Origin of the sequence: Agrobacterium sp. (assembly GCF_032092815.1) — a bacterium.
Taxonomy (GTDB): domain Bacteria; phylum Pseudomonadota; class Alphaproteobacteria; order Rhizobiales; family Rhizobiaceae; genus Agrobacterium.
In genome coordinates this window covers 1-18,845 of record NZ_DAMDBP010000003.1, presented here as the reverse complement: position 1 = coordinate 18,845, position 18,845 = coordinate 1, and the positions used below count along the sequence as shown (strand labels likewise).

The 18,845-nt window shown below is 55.7% G+C and carries 22 protein-coding genes and 2 tRNA genes; 10 read left to right on the top strand and 14 right to left on the bottom strand.

Translation table 11 applies throughout. The features are described from left to right. Nucleotides 1–59 precede the first annotated feature (59 nt). On the top strand, nt 60–500 hold the full coding sequence (locus RT613_RS01980; protein WP_409558743.1) for a DUF1801 domain-containing protein: 441 nt from the start codon (nt 60–62) through the stop codon (nt 498–500). Between the two features lie 15 nt (nt 501–515). Here the strand turns inward: RT613_RS01980 and RT613_RS01975 are convergent, their stop codons facing one another. Together RT613_RS01975 and uvrB are read right to left on the bottom strand one after the other, a co-directional pair. Further along, nucleotides 516–722: a hypothetical protein gene (locus RT613_RS01975; RefSeq protein ID WP_313612560.1), complete on the bottom strand. Its 207-nt coding sequence runs from the start codon at nt 720–722 to the stop codon at nt 516–518. 309 nt (nt 723–1,031) lie between these two features. Continuing rightward, entirely contained in the window at nt 1,032–3,947 is a 2,916-nt protein-coding gene (gene uvrB, locus RT613_RS01970) for an excinuclease ABC subunit UvrB (protein WP_313612559.1), read from the bottom strand. Between the two features lie 293 nt (nt 3,948–4,240). Between uvrB and RT613_RS01965 the strand changes: the two genes are divergently transcribed. Beyond that, nucleotides 4,241–4,594 carry a DMT family protein gene (locus RT613_RS01965; RefSeq protein WP_313612558.1) on the top strand — a complete coding sequence of 118 codons (354 nt, stop codon included), beginning with the start codon at nt 4,241–4,243 and terminating at the stop codon, nt 4,592–4,594. 91 nt (nt 4,595–4,685) lie between these two features. On the opposite strand, the gene RT613_RS01960 is transcribed toward RT613_RS01965, so the two are convergent. Continuing rightward, nucleotides 4,686–5,135: a hypothetical protein gene (locus RT613_RS01960; RefSeq protein WP_313612557.1), complete on the bottom strand. Its 450-nt coding sequence runs from the start codon at nt 5,133–5,135 to the stop codon at nt 4,686–4,688. A gap of 217 nt (nt 5,136–5,352) precedes the next feature. On the opposite strand from RT613_RS01960, the gene RT613_RS01955 reads away from it, so the two are divergent. After that, a complete protein-coding gene (locus RT613_RS01955) occupies nt 5,353–5,811 on the top strand; it encodes a GNAT family N-acetyltransferase (RefSeq protein WP_313612556.1) in 459 nt (152 codons plus the stop codon). A 51-nt stretch (nt 5,812–5,862) separates the two neighbouring features. On the opposite strand, the gene RT613_RS01950 is transcribed toward RT613_RS01955, so the two are convergent. The 3 genes from RT613_RS01950 to RT613_RS01940 all read right to left on the bottom strand — a co-directional run bounded on the left by RT613_RS01950 (nt 5,863) and on the right by RT613_RS01940 (nt 8,333). After that, nucleotides 5,863–7,314: a PepSY domain-containing protein gene (locus RT613_RS01950; protein ID WP_313612555.1), complete on the bottom strand. Its 1,452-nt coding sequence runs from the start codon at nt 7,312–7,314 to the stop codon at nt 5,863–5,865. 52 nt (nt 7,315–7,366) lie between these two features. Next, nucleotides 7,367–7,816 carry a DUF2946 family protein gene (locus RT613_RS01945; protein ID WP_313612554.1) on the bottom strand — a complete coding sequence of 150 codons (450 nt, stop codon included), beginning with the start codon at nt 7,814–7,816 and terminating at the stop codon, nt 7,367–7,369. 67 nt (nt 7,817–7,883) lie between these two features. Beyond that, nucleotides 7,884–8,333, bottom strand: a complete 450-nt coding sequence (locus RT613_RS01940; protein WP_313612552.1) for a GNAT family N-acetyltransferase — start codon at nt 8,331–8,333, stop codon at nt 7,884–7,886. A 292-nt stretch (nt 8,334–8,625) separates the two neighbouring features. On the opposite strand from RT613_RS01940, the gene RT613_RS01935 reads away from it, so the two are divergent. From RT613_RS01935 to RT613_RS01920, 4 genes are all read left to right on the top strand, one after another. Then, nucleotides 8,626–10,221 (top strand): DUF1800 domain-containing protein, encoded by a 1,596-nt coding sequence (locus RT613_RS01935; RefSeq protein ID WP_313612551.1) that lies wholly within the window; start codon nt 8,626–8,628, stop codon nt 10,219–10,221. Between the two features lie 3 nt (nt 10,222–10,224). Next, nucleotides 10,225–11,406 carry a DUF1501 domain-containing protein gene (locus tag RT613_RS01930; RefSeq protein ID WP_313612549.1) on the top strand — a complete coding sequence of 394 codons (1,182 nt, stop codon included), beginning with the start codon at nt 10,225–10,227 and terminating at the stop codon, nt 11,404–11,406. Nucleotides 11,407–11,616: 210 nt separating this feature from the next. After that, a complete protein-coding gene (locus RT613_RS01925; RefSeq protein ID WP_313612547.1) occupies nt 11,617–11,751 on the top strand; it encodes a hypothetical protein in 135 nt (44 codons plus the stop codon). A gap of 12 nt (nt 11,752–11,763) precedes the next feature. Continuing rightward, nucleotides 11,764–12,438: a hypothetical protein gene (locus tag RT613_RS01920; protein ID WP_313612545.1), complete on the top strand. Its 675-nt coding sequence runs from the start codon at nt 11,764–11,766 to the stop codon at nt 12,436–12,438. A gap of 93 nt (nt 12,439–12,531) precedes the next feature. Here the strand turns inward: RT613_RS01920 and RT613_RS01915 are convergent, their stop codons facing one another. After that, entirely contained in the window at nt 12,532–12,921 is a 390-nt protein-coding gene (locus tag RT613_RS01915; protein WP_250981789.1) for an acyl-CoA thioesterase, read from the bottom strand. A 163-nt stretch (nt 12,922–13,084) separates the two neighbouring features. Between RT613_RS01915 and RT613_RS01910 the strand changes: the two genes are divergently transcribed. After that, nucleotides 13,085–13,297: an alkylphosphonate utilization protein gene (locus tag RT613_RS01910; protein WP_312945993.1), complete on the top strand. Its 213-nt coding sequence runs from the start codon at nt 13,085–13,087 to the stop codon at nt 13,295–13,297. A gap of 90 nt (nt 13,298–13,387) precedes the next feature. Here the strand turns inward: RT613_RS01910 and RT613_RS01905 are convergent, their stop codons facing one another. From RT613_RS01905 to rlmB, 3 genes are all read right to left on the bottom strand, one after another. Further along, nucleotides 13,388–13,759, bottom strand: a complete 372-nt coding sequence (locus RT613_RS01905) for a cupin domain-containing protein (RefSeq protein WP_313612543.1) — start codon at nt 13,757–13,759, stop codon at nt 13,388–13,390. An 85-nt stretch (nt 13,760–13,844) separates the two neighbouring features. After that, nucleotides 13,845–14,705 (bottom strand): AraC family transcriptional regulator, encoded by an 861-nt coding sequence (locus tag RT613_RS01900; RefSeq protein WP_313612542.1) that lies wholly within the window; start codon nt 14,703–14,705, stop codon nt 13,845–13,847. Between the two features lie 76 nt (nt 14,706–14,781). Further along, complete coding sequence (rlmB, locus tag RT613_RS01895; RefSeq protein WP_313612541.1) at nt 14,782–15,675, bottom strand: 23S rRNA (guanosine(2251)-2'-O)-methyltransferase RlmB; 894 nt, start codon at nt 15,673–15,675, stop codon at nt 14,782–14,784. Between the two features lie 214 nt (nt 15,676–15,889). On the opposite strand from rlmB, the gene RT613_RS01890 reads away from it, so the two are divergent. Further along, nucleotides 15,890–15,974: transfer RNA gene (locus RT613_RS01890), tRNA-Tyr, on the top strand. Nucleotides 15,975–15,998: 24 nt separating this feature from the next. Further along, a tRNA-Gly gene (locus RT613_RS01885) sits at nt 15,999–16,072 on the top strand. A gap of 239 nt (nt 16,073–16,311) precedes the next feature. Here the strand turns inward: RT613_RS01885 and RT613_RS01880 are convergent. The 4 genes from RT613_RS01880 to RT613_RS01865 all read right to left on the bottom strand — a co-directional run bounded on the left by RT613_RS01880 (nt 16,312) and on the right by RT613_RS01865 (nt 18,450). Beyond that, nucleotides 16,312–16,551 (bottom strand): hypothetical protein, encoded by a 240-nt coding sequence (locus tag RT613_RS01880; RefSeq protein ID WP_313612775.1) that lies wholly within the window; start codon nt 16,549–16,551, stop codon nt 16,312–16,314. Nucleotides 16,552–16,572: 21 nt separating this feature from the next. Then, nucleotides 16,573–16,878, bottom strand: a complete 306-nt coding sequence (locus RT613_RS01875) for a hypothetical protein (protein ID WP_313612540.1) — start codon at nt 16,876–16,878, stop codon at nt 16,573–16,575. A 105-nt stretch (nt 16,879–16,983) separates the two neighbouring features. Continuing rightward, nucleotides 16,984–17,187 (bottom strand): hypothetical protein, encoded by a 204-nt coding sequence (locus tag RT613_RS01870; RefSeq protein ID WP_313612539.1) that lies wholly within the window; start codon nt 17,185–17,187, stop codon nt 16,984–16,986. Nucleotides 17,188–17,817: 630 nt separating this feature from the next. After that, nucleotides 17,818–18,450 carry a TerC family protein gene (locus tag RT613_RS01865; RefSeq protein WP_313612538.1) on the bottom strand — a complete coding sequence of 211 codons (633 nt, stop codon included), beginning with the start codon at nt 18,448–18,450 and terminating at the stop codon, nt 17,818–17,820. Between the last annotated feature and the right edge of the window lie 395 nt (nt 18,451–18,845).

The following is an 18,845-nucleotide window of genomic DNA, read 5'->3' as shown; positions in this document are numbered from 1 at the left end:
AAATCGGCTATAATCCTGTCACGACCATCAGGCCGACCGAGGTGAGGTGAGTGATGCGAATGCCAGAGACACAGGATAAAAATGCCGCGGATGAGGTTTCTGCCTCGACCCGGATCGATGAAAGAATAGCGCAGCTTGAGGACTGGCGCGGGCCGGTGCTTGGCCATGTCAGAGGATTGATCAAACAGGCGCTGCCTGAGGTGGTCGAAGAATGGAAATGGCGTGGTGTGCCGGTTTGGGAACATGCCGGCATCATCTGCACCGGCGAGACCTATAAAAGCGTGGTTAAGTTGACCTTTGCCCATGGTGCGTCACTTGCGGACCCGGCCGGACTTTTTAATGCCAGTCTTGAGGGCAATACGCGCCGCGCCATCGATATTCATGAAGGTGATGAGATTGATGAGGGTGCTTTCAAGGCACTCATCCGCGCGGCGGCGGAGAGAAATATCTCTCATAAATCGACATCATCCCGCTCTGCGAAAAAAGCGGGATCATCTTAAAGTGTATAAAAAAGCTTAGGAACGCGGCGGGAAAGTGCCGGAGAGTTTCTGCTGCACCAGATCAACACTGCCGCGCACATGGAGCATCAGAGGTTTGCCGCCGGAGACTGCCAGTGCCATGGCGATAATCGAAACATCTTCCTCAAATGCGCCAACGTACAGCACCTGTGCCGGATTGACGTAGACGGTTTGATTGTGGGTGTTTTTAAAACCGATCATCATATGAGGCATGTCTCCTTTTCTTTGGGTGGAGATATGCCAGCAAGGGGTTGATGCAGGTTTAACGCATAATCGTAAAATACAACCATCAGGTTTTTTTGGCGGTGCAATTCCTGCCAAGCCGTCATGGCCGCGCAACAGATAAAAGACTGGCCAACCGTTTTCTGGCGGCAAGTGATCTGGTCGACTCGTGGTGAGCGCAAGATCGGCAACGAATGCCTTACCACCAAAAAACGTAACTGCCCTTCGGATCACCCATAAACGAAGTCAACGTTTATGGGGATGTTGAGGTCTTGCGCGTTTCGTTTGTGGTTATCGACCCGGTTTGCCTGTTTTGCCTTTGGTGCGACCCTTGCGCTGTTTTTCATCGACGGCGTCTTCATAGGAACCGACGCCGGGTTTGGCACGAATGATCGGACGAGGATCGTCAGTGCGTTTTTCCGGCTGGCCTTCGAGAAGCGGTGAGAACCGTTTGCCCGGTTCCGTGGCCGGTTTTTCCGGAACGTCACCACGCACGGGTTTTTCGGTACGACCCACGGTCATTTCATCCAGCGTGTTCTTGCGGAACAGCGGCTTGGTGGCATCGGTGCCTGGGCCCATGTCATCCAGCGATGGTTTCTGAAACAGGGATTCGCGTGTGGCCTGGGCGGCGCGTCTGATGCCTTCCTGTGCCTTGGATTCCTCCTTGGCAATCGGGTCGTCCATGGCGGCGAGTTCGACCGCCTTGAGGCGTTTGATCTCGTCGCGCAGACGGGCGGCCTTTTCGAAGTCGAGATCGGCTGCGGCATCGCGCATCTGTTTTTCGAGCGCGTTGAGGTGGGCCTGCAGATTGGCACCGACCAGATGACCGCCATCGGCAAAGCCCTTGCCAGAAACGCCAGAAATATCAGCCCTTACGTGATCTTTTTCATAAACTGAATCAAGAATATCGGAGATGCGCGCCTTGACCGATTCCGGCGTAATGCCGTGTTCGGCATTGTAGGCCATCTGCTTTTCACGGCGACGGCTGGTTTCTTCCATCGCACGTTTCATCGAGCCGGTGACGTTGTCCGCATAGAGGATAACCTTGCCATCGACGTTACGGGCAGCACGGCCGATCGTCTGGATGAGTGAGGTTTCCGAACGCAGGAAACCTTCCTTGTCGGCATCGAGAATGGCGACGAAACCGCATTCGGGAATATCGAGACCTTCACGCAGCAGGTTGATGCCAACCAGCACGTCAAAGGCGCCGAGGCGCAGGTCACGGATGATTTCAATACGCTCCAGCGTGTCGATGTCCGAGTGCATGTAACGCACGCGTACGCCTTGCTCATGCAGATATTCGGTGAGGTCTTCCGCCATACGTTTGGTCAGAACAGTGACCAGCGTGCGGTAACCGGCCTGTGCGGTCTCGCGGATTTCACCCAAGACATCGTCAACCTGCGACCGGGCAGAACGCACCTCGACCGGCGGATCGATAAGGCCGGTAGGGCGAATGACCTGTTCGGCAAACACACCGCCGGATTCCTCCATTTCCCAGGAGCCGGGCGTGGCCGACACGGCAATGGTTGGCGGACGCATGGCGTCCCATTCCTCGAAGCGCAGTGGACGGTTGTCCATGCAGGAGGGCAGGCGGAAGCCGTATTCGGCCAGCGTTGCCTTACGACGGAAGTCGCCGCGATACATGCCGCCGATCTGGCTGACCGAGACGTGGCTTTCGTCGATGAACAGCAGGGCGTTGTCGGGGATATATTCAAATAGGGTCGGTGGTGGCTCACCGGGATTGCGGCCGGTGAGGTAACGGGAATAGTTTTCGATACCGGCGCAGGAGCCGGTGGCTTCCAGCATTTCGATATCGTAACGCGTGCGCTGTTCCAGACGCTGCGCTTCGAGCAGACGGCCAGCCTTTTCCAGTTCGGCAAGGCGGCCTTTCAGCTCTTCCTTGATCGACTTGATGGCACCGTTCAGCGTCGGGCGCGGCGTGACATAGTGCGAGTTGGCGTAGATTTTTACCGATTGCAGATCGCCGGTCTTCTGGCCCGTCAGTGGGTCGAATTCGGTGATGGTTTCGATTTCATCACCCCACATCGAGATACGCCATGCGGCATCCTCCAAGTGGGCCGGGAAGATTTCAATCGTGTCACCACGTACACGGAAGGAACCGCGCACGAAGTTGATGTCCTGCCGTTTATATTGCTGGGCCACGAGGTCGGCCAGCAGCTGGCGCTGGTCCAGCTTGTCGCCCACCTGCATCTGGAAGGTCATGGCGGTGTAGGTTTCCACCGAACCGATACCGTAAATGCAGGAGACGGAGGCGACGATGATACAGTCATCACGCTCCAGAATGGCGCGGGTGGCGGCGTGGCGCATACGGTCGATCTGCTCGTTGATCGAGGATTCCTTCTCGATGAAGGTATCCGAGCGCGGTACATAGGCTTCCGGCTGGTAATAATCGTAATAGGATACGAAATATTCCACGGCATTGTTGGGGAAGAAGTTCTTGAACTCGGAATAGAGCTGGGCCGCCAGCGTCTTGTTGGGCGCCAGAATGACGGCGGGACGCTGGGTTGCCTCGATGACCTTGGCCATGGTGAAGGTTTTACCGGAGCCGGTGACACCGAGAAGAACCTGCGACCGCTCACCGGAGCTGATGCCTTCGACCAGATCGGCAATGGCGGTTGGCTGGTCGCCAGAGGGTTTGTAATCCGTGACCATTTCCAGCTTGATGCCGCCTTCGGATTTTTCCGGGCGGGCAGGGCGGTGTGGTGTCCAGATTTCGCCGTTCTTGAACAGCGGATTACCGCTTTCAATCAGCTTGGAAAGCGCATCAACCGTGGCCGTGACCGCGCCAGTGGCAAGGCTTTCTGCTTCCTCAAGGCTGACATCCAGACCAGCAACCGGGTTGAGGCCGGCAGCCGCACGGGTCTTGGGGTCGTTGGAGGCACCAATCGACACGCCGCGCGATGTTTTCTGCGCCGTGGCCTTCTTATTGCCTTTGGCAGCCTTGGCTGCTTCATCCATGGCAGCCTTGCGGGCCTCAATCTCAATCTTCTTGCGGTGCTTGCCGGCCTTGGAGGCAATCTCCCGCTGGGTTTCAATCGAAGATGCCTCGGCCTCGGCCTCCAGCTGCTTTACCCAATCGGCCACGCTGCCGGAAAGCGGCGCACCTTCAAAAGGTGCCTGTGGCATTTCGGCAAAGCCATCGGAGCGCAAGGTCTGGTCGGTGGGTTTTTTCGGAGATTTGGCCATGCCGGGAATATGGAGAGAGTCCAGTCAAAAAGGAAGGGGCGGCAATGAAAAAATGAGTACAAAAAGGAAACGTTGCCGCGCATGGAACCGAATGAAAGCTGGCGTGTTTTCTCCTCCGTTTTCGTTGCTGTGCGGCAGGCGGAAGGATGGAGTAGATGCCTTTCATATCAGGGCATCTGCTTCGCCAATAAGCCCAGTACACTTTTTGGCCAGATGCTGTAAGCAAATGGCCAAAAGCCGAAAATGGTTCTCTGCTTCGGTTCCCGTTTCATCACAATTTCCAAAGGTCAATCATGCCTTTTTCATTCAGCCCTGCCCACATCTGGCCTGTTCTGATGCTCGTCGCCTCGAATGTTTTCATGACCTTTGCATGGTACGGGCATCTCAAGCACAAGGGCAGCGCCCTGTTTCTGGCGATCATGGCCAGTTGGGGCATCGCGTTTTTTGAATATTGTCTGGCGGTTCCAGCCAACCGTATCGGCTCGGCTGTCTACACCACCGCGCAGTTGAAGACGATGCAGGAAGTGATCACGCTGATCGTTTTTGCCGGTTTCTCAATCTTCTGGCTGAAGGAAAGCCTGACGATCAACCACGTCATCGGTTTCGCGCTGATTGCGCTGGGTGCATCGTTTATCTTCCGGTCCTGATAATCAGGCATTCCGCTGATTTTCATCAGCACAGCATCGCGGGACATGAGTTCCGCGATGCCGCACCGTACATTTACGGATCTGGGTCGATTTAATATCTGGCCCAGATTTTTCGAAGCGGCGCGCCGAGGCTTTCGGCAAGCTGCTGATCCTGCTCGTACGTCGTGTCATCCATATTGGGATTGAGGGCTTCGAGCGCAAAACGCCCAAAGGCGGCGGGCCAGACATAGGTCAGCGTATTCAGCGATACGGTCGTGCCACAGCATGAAATTTTGGCGGAAAGATTTTTGAACTCGCTGGCAAAGGCCGTCTCCATGGCTTCGCCCCACCAGTCCTCGACATCTGCCTTGCAGTTGGGGCATTTTACACCCGACCAGTTCTCGCCAGGATCATAAAAGCGCACATCATCCTCGAAGTGGCCCGTTACATCGTCGGCGAGCGGCGACATGGATTTGAGCAGTGAAACGGCTTGCCCTGACTGTTCCTCCGATGGCTGCCAGTTTGGATCAAGCGGCACGTAGCGTAAAATTGTTTCGGACATTTTTACTCCTCTGGTCAGGCGGCGTCAGTCATTGCAGCAGTGTCTGTTCCTTGCGAGAATCGATCCACCGACACTCTAACCGTTATTGATATATTGATTCCGCTGAACCAAATATCACCTTGATAGAAAGAGGTAATTTGTCTCGGTAAGGCAATGTGTCTGGTCTTTCCGTTCGATAGCTGCTCATATCCTGGCATCCAGTTATGAAGGCGGTATGATGAAAACCAGACCTGCAATTTCAGATGATGCCGAAGGCATGGCAGCCCTGCAAAACGAGATTTTTGCGGCCGGTTTGCGCAAGACGCCGACAGATGTTGCTGCCATTGTGGCTGCCTATATCAACCACGAGGATCGCATCCAGTGTGTGGTGGCGGAAGATGATGGTGGGCGTATTCTCGGCTTTCAATCGCTGCGTCTTGCAAGGACTGGTAACCCGTGGGACGTGGCGGAAGGTTGGGGCATCATCGGCACACATGTCAGCCCACTTGCCGCGCGCAGAGGGGTAGGCTCCGACTTGTTCAGGGATACGCTGCGTGCCGCTCAAGAATTTGGCCTGCGCAGCATCGATGCCAGCATTGGCGCGGATAATTTTTTGGGGCAGGCCTATTACGAGGCGATGGGTTTTCAGACCTATCGCACGCCGGCTGGTCTGGTCTACAAGGCATATCATCTCTAGGCGCGGAAGAGGCCGGGATTGCTCCCGGCCGCTGTTTTCCTACGCTTCTGTTCAGGCAGCTTTGGTTTTGCCGATTTTCTGAACTGCAAAATCCAGCACCAGCATGACCAGCAGGCTTAATCCGACCAGCGGGTAAAAGATGCCGCCAATCGCCAGCATCGCGATGAGACCACGCATGACCCGTTTTTCCTGCGGCATCGGCGGAATGCCAAGCGAACCCTTGGGGCGACGTTTCCACCACATGACACCACCGGAGACTGCCAGCAGCACGATGGCGAGGCAGGCCAGGGTCAGCACGATCTGGTTTGCCAGACCAAATTGCTGGCCCATATGGGTGTTGATGCTCCATTCGAGAGCCTTGCCCATCGGACCGTAATCCGCATAGCTCATGTCGATCAGCGCGTCGCCGCTATATTGGTCGAGGTGAATGACCCGCTGCTTGGAGAGGTCGTCGGGATAGATCGAGCCGCTATAGACACCGGATGGATTGGTCGGCAGGGTGACAGCATAACCCGGTGTCATGCCAAGCTGCTCGAAACGGGCAATGGCGCTGTTTATGCCAATCGTATCGCTCATTGTTGGCGTCTGTTGCGTGGCAGGCATGGTGGCGTGGCCACCATGACCTTCATGGCCGCTGTCACCCTGACCGTGGTCATGACCCTGATCCTGACCTTGCGACAGTGGTATCTGTGCCTGCTCCAGTGACCACGAGGTTTTTGAGACGTCATCAAGCTTCTGCATCGACATCGGCACATCAACACGCACACCGGATGGATAGCCGAAATTGCTGCCATTGGCCCATTCATTGACCTTGCCGCCCCAGACGCCCGACCATGGCATGCCGGTGGCGGCCAGAAAGACAATGAAAAAGCCAACGAAAATTCCGGTGACGGCATGGGTGTCACGCCAGAATACCCGTTTTTTCGGCGTGCCGCGTATGGTCAGCACACCACCGGTCTGGTTGCGTGGCCACCACAGATAGATGCCGGTGGCGACCAGCAGGATGGACCAGCCAGCGGCGATCTCGATGAAATAACGGGCGTAGGTGCCGAAATATTTCAGGCTGTGCAGATACCGCACGGTCCACATGACGGTGCCGCGATCAGGCAGCGAACCCAACACCTCGCCTGTATAGGTGTTGACGTAAACGGCACGTTTTCCCTCTGACGTGCTGACGGTGATCTCAGTCGATGCAGCGGGATTGTTAGGCGTCGTGTATTTGACCGCGGTACCGGGAACTGCAGCCAGGGCTGCCGCGACAATGTCGGACGGAGTGGTTTTATGCGCATTCTCAGTCATGGCGATGCGTTTGAGATCGGAATGAATGACATTGTCGATCTCGTCTTTGAACAGATAAAGCGCGCCGGTGATGGCAAGCGTGATCATGAAGGGCAGGATGAATAGACCGGCATAAAAATGCCAGCGCCAGACGGCGCGATAAAGATGGATCGATGAGGATTGCGCAGGCGCGCGCGGCCCCTCGAAAGAGGTGGTAACGGACATGGATGTCTCCGCAAGATGAAAGGTCTACCGGTCAGGCCGGTGTGTTGGTCTTTCAGATGTGCGTGAAGACGGGTGGTCCGCGTGGCTGCGATTCCCGGTTTAGTGGCGTGGCTGGCTGGTCGGCCTGCGGCCGCACAAAGGCGATATCCACCTTTGGCAGAAGTGTTGTGGTCAGTTCGTTTGGGGTAACCAGAAGGGCGGAGGCAGACACCGATGCCAGGCGACAGAGCGTGCCACAGCAATTGTTGGCGGTTTTGCCGGCCGGATCCTGTTTTTCAGTCGCGCCAGCGGGGGAATGGCTGGAGCAGATAATCTCATCTGCGGCCAGTGCCATGGTGGCCATGTTGCCATGGGCAACGCCATTGGCCAGCCCTTGCAGCAAAAACAGCAGGAGCGCCAGCATGGCGACAGCGCCCGCCGAACTGCGATCCTGCATGATTTTGCGAATGAGCTTCATGGCACCTGACTGACACAGTTTTTCTGCGCTGTCACTGTGACGCATTGACCGCAATTTCCATGCTGGTCTGAAAGACGGATAGCGGCGCACTTTGCGCGCCGCTATCTTCTGTTTAGGCGCTCCGGATCATCCTGATTGTCGGGAAGGGCAGTCCTTCATCATCGACCGAATTGCGGGAGATTTCCCTGAAACCTTCGCGCAGATAAAACAGATGTGCACCGTGATTGTCGGCGTAAACATCCAGCGAAAGCTCGCCCTTTAAGGCCAGGGCATGTGACAGCAATGCCCTGCCTATGCCTTTGCCCTGTTGGGACGGTGAGACAAACAGGCCGCCGATAAAGTGATCGATAAGCCCGATAAAGCCCACGGGGTGTTCACCCATGCAGGCGACCCATGTTTCGGCTTTTGGCAAGTAGATGGTTTCGACCAACTGCTGTTGCTGCCGCAGCCGCTGTTCCCCCAGAAATGCATGGGCTGCCAGTGAGGCGTTGAACCAGAGGGATGAAAGCACGTGCAGATCCGAAGGCCGATAGGCCCGGATGGTAATGTCTGTGTTGGACATGATTGTTCCGTAGTGAAAATACGCAAAAAGACGCCGGCCCAGATGTGAACCAGCCGTGAAACCGCCCAATGCGGTGCTCATCTAGCGTCTGCGCATAAAACTCCTTCTACAGATTGCCACAAAACTACCGCGCCAACCTGTCGATGGCAAGCGCATCCACCACTCAGCAATGTTGGATTACAAATTATCCATGTCGGAAAATGGCCGCAGTTTCGCTCGATTGCGGCCAGAATTGCTTGAGAGCCTGTCACTTCCCGAATGTTGGTGTTTCATGTTGGCAGGAGTGGCAGATATGGTTTCCTACTCTCCGACGATGGCTGCGATCCGTTTTGGTTACGGGCTGTCTCCCCACGAAAAGCAGGGTGAGCGACTGGATGATCTGCTTGGCCAGTTGGCCGATGGCAGCCGGTCTGAGCCGATGTTTCCCAGAGGTGGTATCGATGAGGCGCGGCAACGTGCCGACGACCTTGCCGAAGGGCTAAGGGAAATCCGTGCCATCAACAATGGTGGTGAGCGGGATCGCGAAGGGCGAAAGCTCTTGCAGCAAAAGGCCAATCAGGCCTTTCAGCGCGATGCCGTGGCACGGGTGACGCAGGCGGTGTTTTCGCCCTACGGATTTTATGAGCGCCTGTCCGGCTTCTGGTTCGATCATTTTTCCGTCAATGCCTATAAAACCCTGCCGATGCGGTTGCTGACGCCGCTTTATGAAAGTGAAGCCATTCGTCCGCATCTGGCCGGTTCGTTTCGTGATCTGTTGCAGGCGGCAATCCTCCACCCGGCGATGTTGATCTATCTCGATCAGGATCGCTCAGCCGGGCCGGATTCGGTTGCGGCGCAGAACCGCAGACGCGGGCTCAATGAAAATCTCGGTCGAGAACTTCTGGAACTGCACACGATGGGTGCTGGAAGCGGTTACACACAGACCGATGTGCGCTCTGCCGCGCTTGTATTGACCGGCATGACGGTGAATGACCAGTATGAGATGCTGTTTCGGCCGCGTCTGGCAGAGCCGGGGCAGATCGATGTTCTCGGGATTTCCTATGGTGGACGCAAACGGTCGGTCGATGACTGCCTGTCGATGCTGGATGATCTGGCCGCGCGGCATGAGACGGCTGAACATATCTGCCGCAAGCTGGTGACGCATTTTATTGCCGACGAGCCACCCACCGACATGATCAAGGTCATGGTCGATGCATGGCGGGCGAGCGACGGCAATCTGGCCAAGGTCTATGAGGTGATGCTGTCTCAGCCGCGCGCCTGGAGTGATCCCGGTCGCAAGATGAAGTTGCCATTCGACTATGTGGTGTCCGGTTTGCGGGCGCTTGGCGTAGACCGAAAAAGCTGGCGTGATATAATGTCTCCCTACGGTGACGCTTCCGATATGACGGATAAAGGTAACGCTGGACCATCAGGCTCTAGCGAAGGTGCTGGCGGTTCCATGATGTCTGGCGCCGTTTCCGGCTCTCGTGCCGGTCCCGGCAAGGATATGGACGGCGACATGGCACAGCCTGAGCCGCAACCGCAGGCCTTGGCAAAGGGCGAAGCGTTGCCGGCGAATAATGGCAATGTCCGCAAACCCGGACTTGCCCGCAGCATGACAATTGCTGCCTTGAAACGCATGGGCCAGCCGGTGTGGCAGCCGCCAAGTCCGGCCGGATTTGAAGAAGGGGTAATGACCTGGCTTTCCCCCAGCCAGATCAGCGAACGCATTTTATGGGCGCGAAAAGCTGCCAACAGTCTTGGCCGCAATATCGAGCCAAAAGCACTTCTGCAAAACGCGCTGGCGGATATGGCGCGTGACGACACGATTAAAGTTGTGCAGCAGGCCCCCAACCGGGCCAGTGGCATAACGCTTGTTCTTTCATCACCAGAATTCAACAGGAGATAGATTATGACTTTCTCTGAAGACATGCTCATGAGCCGTCGCAGTTTTTTGGCGACGGCCTGCTGTGCCGCTGCCGTGCCGGCTTTTTCGCCGGTCAGTTTTGCAGCGATGCCCGGCGACAATCGTTTTGTGACCATCGTTTTGCGTGGCGCCATGGATGGGCTGGATATGGTGCAGCCCTTTGGTGATCCGTTATTTGCGGCCCTGCGCCCGACCCTTGCCCTGACACCCGACAGCGGGTTGATCGATCTTGATGGATTTTTTGGTCTGAACCCGGCCGCCGAAGCGCTGATGCCCTTGTGGCAGGGCAAGGAACTGGCCTTTGTGCATGCGGTATCGACGCCTTACCGGGATGCGCGCAGCCATTTTGACGGGCAGGACATGCTGGAAAGCGGTGGCCAGGCTGTACATGACGAGCGCACCGGCTGGCTGAACCGGGCGCTTGCCACCATTCCGCGCTCTGCGGACCGCAAAGCGATTGATATCAACACATCGATGGAGCTTATTCTGTCCGGTCCCAATGAGGTGGATGTCTGGTCCTCGGTATCCGACATTACCATGCCGGAAGATGAGATCGGTTTCCTGAAACGGCTTTATGCCAATGATCCCGATTTTTCTCGGGTGCTCGGCGAAGCGCTAAAAACCGACATGTCGGCAGACATGTTGTTTGAGGACGAAAAACGCGGGCAGGGCATTCGCGACGTTGCCAATCTGACGGCGGGTCTGCTGCGCGAGGATTATCGCATTGCCAGCTTCTCTATCGATGGCTGGGACACCCATGCCGGGCAGAAAGGACAGTTTGCCCGAACGGTGAAGGATCTGATGATTGCCATCACCACACTGAAAGAGGAGTTGGGTGACGACGTCTGGAAAAAGACTGTTGTCCTTGCCGTGACCGAATTTGGCCGCACAGCGCGTGAAAATGGCACCGGTGGTACCGACCATGGCACCGGCAGCGTGGCGCTGGTGGCGGGTGGCGATATTGCCGGGGGGCAGGTGCTGGGCAAATGGCCGGGACTTGGTGACGGGGATTTACTTGATGATCGCGACCTTATGCCGACCGGTGATGTGCGCGAGGTGGCGGCTGCGATGTTGCAGCGGCAGTTCGGTGTCAATGCAAATGATCTTACCCTTGGCATTTTCCCGGGCCTGTCCTTCGACCGTGCGTCTCCATACCTGAAAATGTAGGCCTCCGATGTTTTCCAGAAATCAGACGTGCCTCAAGCAGGTTGCGTTTCTTCCCGGTTCCGCAACCTGTTTCACGCTTATGTCTTGTGGCTGTTGGTCTTCACAAGGAGGGAAACGCTTGTCGGGGAACATGCCGTCATTCACTCTGACGCAAGTTTGATTGCGTAATGCAGTTGCAGTTGCAGCGATTCAGATGGAGCGTTGATAGGCATGAATATACAGGTGCATGATCGCCTGGCGACTATTCCGGTCGCACCGGCCAAGGGCCGTCTTCTGTCTGTTGTGCGTCCGTCGCGGTCCACCAACCTGATTGTCTGTTTCAACGATTACGGCAACAAGGCCTAGTCCAATCCTGGCGTGCCGTTTGATACCAATCTCGACGGCTATGCGGTCATTCCGCAGTATCATGCGCATCTCATCTGGTTCGTGGAAGAAAAGACCTCCTGGTATCTCGAACACGAAGACGAGATTGTGGAACGGCTGATCAAATATATTGTCGAAAACGGCATTACCCACGTCAAGTTCGTTGGTTGCGGTGCCGGTGCCTATGCATCACTGCGTTACGGCATTTTACTGGACAAACGCCTGGCCATGATTGGTAACAATGCCATGCTGGTTTCGTTTGCGGTAAATCCGCAGACCGGCTTCCGGCCAGAGTTGCTGAACAAGGTCAAGCAGTCGATCGCGACGCACAACTGGAATCCGAATTCCTATGGCACCGACCCGATCCTGCTGCCGCAGGCCTATTACGATGCCTATTCGCATCGCAAGATCGATATTTCCCAGTTGCTGGCGCTGCACCGTCCCCGCAATCTGGCGGCTGTCGTGATGCATGATGCGCTCAACCCGATTGAAAAGGTTTTCAGCGGCGACATCTTCACCGCCAATTACGTGCTGAACTTCCCGCAGAGTTTCGGGTTGGACCATGGCTCCGGCTGTGCACGCCTGTGGCGCGAGTTCCTGTGGGAGCCCTTTGACAAGGTTGCGCCTTTTGGCAAGGCCATGTCGGGCGAAGCAATGCGACTGCTCTGAGAGATTTCTCTGTCGCACTCAAAAAGAAAACCCCTCCGGTCTCATGCAGGACCGGAGGGGTTTTTCGTTTCGTAAGGCCTTTGAGGCGGTCTGTTATGCTTCTGCCGGCACCGGTGTTGGCTGGCCGTCATCATCCAGTGCAACCATGATGAAGGTTGCTGCAGTGACCTTTTCCAGCTTGTTGTAGCGCGAACGGTGCGCCCAGGCCTCGATGCTGAGGGTAATGGATGTGCGGCCAACCCGAACGATATCGGTGTAGATACTCAGCGTATCACCGATCTTGACCGGCAATTCGAAGGCCATTTCCTTGACCGATGCGGTGACCACGCGACAGCGTGCACGCTCGGCTGCGCGAATGCCGCTTGCCAAGTCCATCTGGGACATGACCCAGCCACCGAAAATATCTCCTGCCGGATTGGCATCCGCAGGCATGGCGAGAGTGCGAAGTGTCAACTCTCCGGTTGGCTTGGGGGTGTCGGTCATTGCTGTGCTGTCTCCATTCGGCTGGTTATTTTTGCGATTCCGCAAGTCTGTAAAGTTTATGGGATATGTTGGCGACCTGCAATCAATGCCGCACTGGACAATCCGTATTTGCAACCGTTAAGGCGTCCATCTGGACAAAGCAATTTACGCGATTGGAATGATGATGGATGTGAGAGATTCGAACGGCGCGATCCTGCAGGACGGCGACAATGTTACGCTGATCAAGGACCTGAAGGTCAAGGGTACCTCCGAGACGCTGAAGCGTGGCACAATGATCAAGGGTATCCAGCTGACCGACAATCCGGACGAGGTGAATTGCCGCCACGCCAAGATCAAGGGCCTGGTGCTGCGCGCCGAGTTTCTGAAAAAGGCCTGATCAATCTGGTGGTCACCAACCGGATTTATCGTCGCGCATCGAAACCCGCTGCGCGACTTTTTTATGGACGAAGTTGTGACAGGGTAGGCGTCAGATCCAGATGTCGTTGGTCGCGGTGCGTTCTCCGCCACTTTCACCGGTGTTCAGAACGCCGCGCGGTTCAATCAGCATCAGCTTCACTTCCTTTTCGGCAAAAGGTTTGTGCTCAACACCTTTCGGCACCACAAACATCTCGCCGGCTTTCACGGTGACTGCGCCGTCACGAAAATCGATGCGTAACTCCCCCTCCATCACGATGAAGCTCTCATCGGTGGTGGCATGTTCGTGCCAGATGAAATCACCAAGGATCCGCACCAGCTTGAACTGGTAGTCGTTCATTTCAGCAACGACGCGAGGCTGCCAGTGGTCTGGAAGCAGCGGAAATTTTTCGGCAAAGCGGACTGACGTGTAGGTTTTCTGCATGGGAAGGCATCCTGTTGGAAAGCCTCTGGCAATAGATCGCGCGTACCACATGCGTCTTGAACGATCGTGCAGTTTTTTAAGCTGATTATCCCGATGTCACCTGTCGGTGATTGAGAAGGCCAAGCCAACGGGCAGGGCTGATACCAAAGGCTTTGGTGAACTGCCGCGTCATGTGGCTCTGGTCAGCAAAACCGGCTGAAAAGGCGGTCTCGGCAAGGCTTTGCCCGCTACGCAGCGCAGTTTTGACCGCATCAAGGCGGCGCATGGTCAGGTAACGATAGGGGCTTGTACCAAACAGGGTGCGAAAGTCGCGCGACAGGCTCCAGCGATCGCGCCCGCACAGCTTTTCAAGATCATCCAGCGTAACCGTGTGTGGCAGTTCCTGCAGATATTGTCTGGCCATTTCGACAGAGGAATAATCGATCAGCTTTTTTGCCTTTACCGGTGCCGAACCGGATGCCGCTTCAAGGGCATGTGCCAGCTCAAACAAGGCATCCTGATATTCGAAAGTATCGATGCGGTCCTCGACGCTGCGCAGGATGCGGCCGGTTGCAGCAAACAGCCGTGGATCGTCGGAAATGCCGCCGTTGACATAGGGCAGGGCGCGGCCGCGCAGCACCGCCTGAATGGCGGCGGGTTCAATATAGGCGATGCGATAATGAAAACCGCCTTCGGCCCCGGCCTGCCCATCGTGTTTTTCATCGGGATGCAGCACCATGGTGCCGCCGGGCTGATTGTTGCGCAAGGCGCCGCGGTAATTGAAGCTTTGCACGCCCGACAGCGTTCGCCCTATGGCGTAGGTGTCGTGGCGGTGCATTTCATAGGCGCGTGCGGCGAAAAAGGCTTCGATGCGCTCCATGCCGACCGGATCGTTGGCATGGTTGATCCAGCCGTTTTTCCGGGTCGATCCCTGCGTCAGCAAAGAACCGTGGCCGACATCTTTCATGGCAGGGCCTTTCCCGATTGTGTTTTCGGATGGTCGGGAAAGGTCGTCGTCATCTGGGCAGCTTTAGAAACGTCGCTTATTTCCGCGCCGTTGCGCCAGCCAGGAACTGCTGGGTGGCGTAAAGCGCGATCGCGGCTGCGTTGGAGACGTTGAGCGACTTGATTTCGCCCGGCATATCGAGCCGTGCCAGCGCGCTGACGGTTTCGCGGGTCTTCTGGCGAAGGCCCTTGCCTTCAGCACCCAGAACAAGCGCAATCTTTTCGCCGCTGAATGTCTGCTCGATCGGGGCCGGGCCTTCCGAATCAAGACCAACGGAGAAAAAGCCCAGCTTATGCAATTCGCCCAGCGCATCGGCCAGATTGGTGATCTGGATATAGGGGATCATTTCTAGCGCGCCGGAGGCCGATTTTGCCATGACACCCGATTCGGTGGGGCTGTGACGCATGGTGGTGATGATGGCGCCAGCCTTGAAGGCCACGGCCGAACGCATGATCGCGCCGACATTGTGCGGGTCTGTGACCTGATCGAGCACCAGAATAAGCGGGCTGTCCTTGAGGGCGGAGAGCTTGCGCACCGGCAATGGCCGGGTTTCCAGCATCACGCCCTGATGAATGGCCTCGGGGCCGAGCACCTTGTCGATATCCTGTGGCGACACCATTTCCACCGGGAACTTCTGTTCTTCGGCGGTGCCGATTTCCAGACGTGCCAGCGCGTTCTGCGTCACCGACAGCTTGATGATCTGTCGTTCCGGATTGGAAAGGGCAGCGCGCACGGTGTGCAGGCCATAGAGATAGACCTGGTCGGCGCCGAGCTGCGGCGGCTTCCATTCATCAGCGCCCTGGCGCTTGCGTTTCTGGAAGGCCGGGGTCGGAATCTCGCCCCGCTCGCGTTTTGCATCGCGCACGGCACGGCGCAGGTTGGCGTAGTGCGTATCGCGGGTGGATTTGTCGTTGGGATCATCTTTGCTCATAGCGCCTTATATCTCCGGCGATCTCGTCACACCAGCCCCCGCTGCTATCCACAGGCTGTGTAAGCTAATTGAATTTTTTTCGAAAAATTCGTGACAGGGCGTGTTGACAGATGAAGATCGGGCAGTCATATACCCGGCCACAGACGACGAACGGCGACGCGCCGGACACGGAAATCTGGACTAAAGCTTGGTCGCTTGATCCTCGCAGAATACTGGAGGAATGCCCGAGTGGTTAAAGGGGACGGACTGTAAATCCGTTGGCTCAGCCTACGTTGGTTCAAATCCAACTTCCTCCACCATTCTGCACGGATCGAATCACCACCGCGGGTATAGCTCAATGGTAGAGCAGCAGCCTTCCAAGCTGAATACGCGGGTTCGATTCCCGCTACCCGCTCCAATAAATTCAACCACTTACATCTTGTATTGTTTTGATCGTGTCACTGTGTGTCAGTTTGCGCTGTTGAACCGTTGGTCGGTTTCTTTCGTGATTCTTTCACGCATCAGATGCGACGCGATTCGTAGTCCGTAAAAAATCAGTACGGTGCAGGCATTCTCTCGACAGGAGAAACTGTACGTTTTGTTGACGACGGCACGTGACGGTAAGGGGCTGATATTTTCCGCTTTTCACGTCGAAAATCAGTCGCCGTCGAGATCGGCAATTTCACCGTGAGAGACGATGAGGATCGGTGACGCCATGTCGCCGCTTTCATCGTCAACCATCACCTTGTAGGCCGCTACGCCAACGTGACGGGGTGCCATTGCAGCTGCAATCTTTTCGGCTGCAACCGGGTTGGATGCGGTTCGCATTTCGCCGGGCACAATGCCGCCGCGGTTTTTCTTGAACGTCATTACAATGATTTTTTCAGCCTGCGCCATAATGTCCCTCATATTTGTTCTCTAAATGTTCTTGTTTTGCGCAAGAGTCAATCTGCCGTTTCTATCAAGCGAAGCATAATTGGTCGGCATTGAGCGGTACGTCGCCGTCGAGCTTATGAGGCTGACCCGGAATGCAATTGAGTATGCCAATATAAAGATGACAAACGTTGCCATCCGTTTGGCGCGATTGGATTTACCTTCTTCAAGAGCAACGAGAAGGCTGATGTGTTGCGTGGTGAGGTCGTGCGGAAATTTGAGGGGATGGGTTTCAACGCACAGGCGTCCGAAACCTGCGCGTGACCCTTGCTTGGTCAGCACCGCATTCATGACAATGGGGTCCTAACGGCTGGCAAGCGTGCATTTGCCAGTCGTCTTGTTGAAATGAAGCTGTGGCTGATGGCAGGGGCCTTTGAGGGCGAATGATTGCGTCGCTCAACTCTGCTTGAGACGCAACCGGCCTGCTAAGGCTGAAACGAGCGCCATGGCAACCAGTGCTGGCCAGACAGTACAAAAAGCAATGCCAAGCCAGTGGGTAAAACGCAGCCTCGTATTGTCACGCTGGATTTCGACGCAGGTATAAGCGACGAAAAGAACGGATACGGAGAGGTAGGCGGCGACCAGAACGGGCGTATGCATCGTCTCTTTCACGGGTTTCTGTTGTCGCGTCAGCCAATAGGCCGGCGCGGTAACACAAGGCTTATGATGAACGAGACGTTAATTCACCCTGGGACGGTGTCATGCCCCATTTGGGTGAGTTTCCGCTTAATCCTGTCACTGGACGGCGAAGGATCGGATGTTTTCACAAGCCATGAAAGAGAAAAGCTGTAAGCCGGGAATGGCGTTATGGTTTATCGCCGTGTGCTGTCAGTATCGTTGCGTTCAGCGAAAGGAGGCTGAGCCATTTGATGAGGGCTTGTCCTGTCTCTCCGAGTCCGCCTGAACCCAGCGGAAGAAGAGATAAAGAGGCGCAATAATCAAGGTAAGGGTAACGATAGCGTCGATAAACATATGGTACATCCCATGTAAGACACCTCATCATGAGGTGGTCTAAGGGCATATTGTCTTTGAGATGTTGAGGCTTACTGAATGAAGGCGGTTAACGATTTATTCTTTTATCGTTAAAATGCCGCGCAGAAATGATCAAAACGCAATAAGTGTCCCGAATTGTTTCGACAGGATTTGGATGCGCATGTTCAGGGGTGTGTTCCGGCAAACCATTTGTTTACTACATGATTTGCCGGAAAATTGCTCTGTCTGAGCGGTTTGTCAGCCGAGATAGGCCTGGATATAAGGCAAGACTTCAATGCTGCCGTGATAGAGCATGTTCAGTGTAACATAGATGATGACCATTAGGCCGAGATAGGAAATCCAGCGGTAGCGGTGCAGCAACTTGGCAACGAAGTTTGCGGCAAGCCCCATCAGGCCGATGGACACGATCAGCCCGATGACCAGGACGGTTAGATGTTCCTGGGCAGCACCGGCCACAGCCAGCACGTTATCCAGTGACATCGACACGTCAGCGATGACGATTTGCATGGCCGCCTGGAAGAAGGTCTTGTGACCCTTGGTCAGGTCGGCTTCTTCATCGGTGACTTCATCATCCATGGAGCCGTTCTGCTCGCGCAGTTCAACCCACATCTTCCAGCACACCCAGCCCAAAAGCAGGCCGCCGAAAAGGCGAAGGCCAACCATTTCCAGCAGCTGGACGGTGACAGCGGCAAAACCGATGCGCAGAACCGTTGCGGCGATGATGCCGATCAAAATTGCCTTGCGGCGCAGATGGGCGGGAAGGCCAGCAGCAGCTAGGCCGATGACAACAGCGTTATCGCCAGCGAGCACAAGGTCGATTGCTATAACCTGCAGGAATGCCGTGAAGCCGGCGGCGGTAAAAATTTCCATGGATATATCCTGAGACGGATGAGGTGGCGGCGCGGGGAGTGCGTCTATCGGTAATGAAAGCAGGAAATACTGATCGGGGCGTCTTTGGCCCGCGTCACCTTCCTCCCAAAGGCGATTACATGGCGTCATATGTCATCGGAAACTTCCCGTAAACCATAAGCGACGCCACAAATCACAATAAAGTCATTTTGACAGCGGGGGAATCATATCTGCGGCTAGTGATTGACGATGGTGCGAATCCATGCGCTTGCGCCTCGCGCAGAGGTGCCTACATAAGGGCCTTAATGGCAAGTAAGTCCTGGAATAGCGCATAAGGAATGGCAAACGGCATTTCTGTTTGACAATTAAGTCTTGCGCATTCGCTTACAAAGCCTTAAACGGCGACACCAAACCGG

Coding starts and splice junctions, on each gene's coding strand:
- RT613_RS01980 (WP_409558743.1), top strand. CDS start 60: ATGCCAGAGACACAGGATAAAAATGCCGCGGATGAGGTTTCTGCCTCG.
- RT613_RS01975 (WP_313612560.1), bottom strand. CDS start 722: ATGATGATCGGTTTTAAAAACACCCACAATCAAACCGTCTACGTCAAT.
- uvrB (WP_313612559.1), bottom strand. CDS start 3,947: ATGGCCAAATCTCCGAAAAAACCCACCGACCAGACCTTGCGCTCCGAT.
- RT613_RS01965 (WP_313612558.1), top strand. CDS start 4,241: ATGCCTTTTTCATTCAGCCCTGCCCACATCTGGCCTGTTCTGATGCTC.
- RT613_RS01960 (WP_313612557.1), bottom strand. CDS start 5,135: ATGTCCGAAACAATTTTACGCTACGTGCCGCTTGATCCAAACTGGCAG.
- RT613_RS01955 (WP_313612556.1), top strand. CDS start 5,353: ATGAAAACCAGACCTGCAATTTCAGATGATGCCGAAGGCATGGCAGCC.
- RT613_RS01950 (WP_313612555.1), bottom strand. CDS start 7,314: ATGTCCGTTACCACCTCTTTCGAGGGGCCGCGCGCGCCTGCGCAATCC.
- RT613_RS01945 (WP_313612554.1), bottom strand. CDS start 7,816: ATGCGTCACAGTGACAGCGCAGAAAAACTGTGTCAGTCAGGTGCCATG.
- RT613_RS01940 (WP_313612552.1), bottom strand. CDS start 8,333: ATGTCCAACACAGACATTACCATCCGGGCCTATCGGCCTTCGGATCTG.
- RT613_RS01935 (WP_313612551.1), top strand. CDS start 8,626: ATGGTTTCCTACTCTCCGACGATGGCTGCGATCCGTTTTGGTTACGGG.
- RT613_RS01930 (WP_313612549.1), top strand. CDS start 10,225: ATGACTTTCTCTGAAGACATGCTCATGAGCCGTCGCAGTTTTTTGGCG.
- RT613_RS01925 (WP_313612547.1), top strand. CDS start 11,617: ATGAATATACAGGTGCATGATCGCCTGGCGACTATTCCGGTCGCACCG.
- RT613_RS01915 (WP_250981789.1), bottom strand. CDS start 12,921: ATGACCGACACCCCCAAGCCAACCGGAGAGTTGACACTTCGCACTCTC.
- RT613_RS01910 (WP_312945993.1), top strand. CDS start 13,085: ATGGATGTGAGAGATTCGAACGGCGCGATCCTGCAGGACGGCGACAAT.
- RT613_RS01905 (WP_313612543.1), bottom strand. CDS start 13,759: ATGCAGAAAACCTACACGTCAGTCCGCTTTGCCGAAAAATTTCCGCTG.
- RT613_RS01900 (WP_313612542.1), bottom strand. CDS start 14,705: ATGAAAGATGTCGGCCACGGTTCTTTGCTGACGCAGGGATCGACCCGG.
- rlmB (WP_313612541.1), bottom strand. CDS start 15,675: ATGAGCAAAGATGATCCCAACGACAAATCCACCCGCGATACGCACTAC.
- RT613_RS01880 (WP_313612775.1), bottom strand. CDS start 16,551: ATGGCGCAGGCTGAAAAAATCATTGTAATGACGTTCAAGAAAAACCGC.
- RT613_RS01875 (WP_313612540.1), bottom strand. CDS start 16,878: ATGAATGCGGTGCTGACCAAGCAAGGGTCACGCGCAGGTTTCGGACGC.
- RT613_RS01870 (WP_313612539.1), bottom strand. CDS start 17,187: ATGCATACGCCCGTTCTGGTCGCCGCCTACCTCTCCGTATCCGTTCTT.
- RT613_RS01865 (WP_313612538.1), bottom strand. CDS start 18,450: ATGGAAATTTTTACCGCCGCCGGCTTCACGGCATTCCTGCAGGTTATA.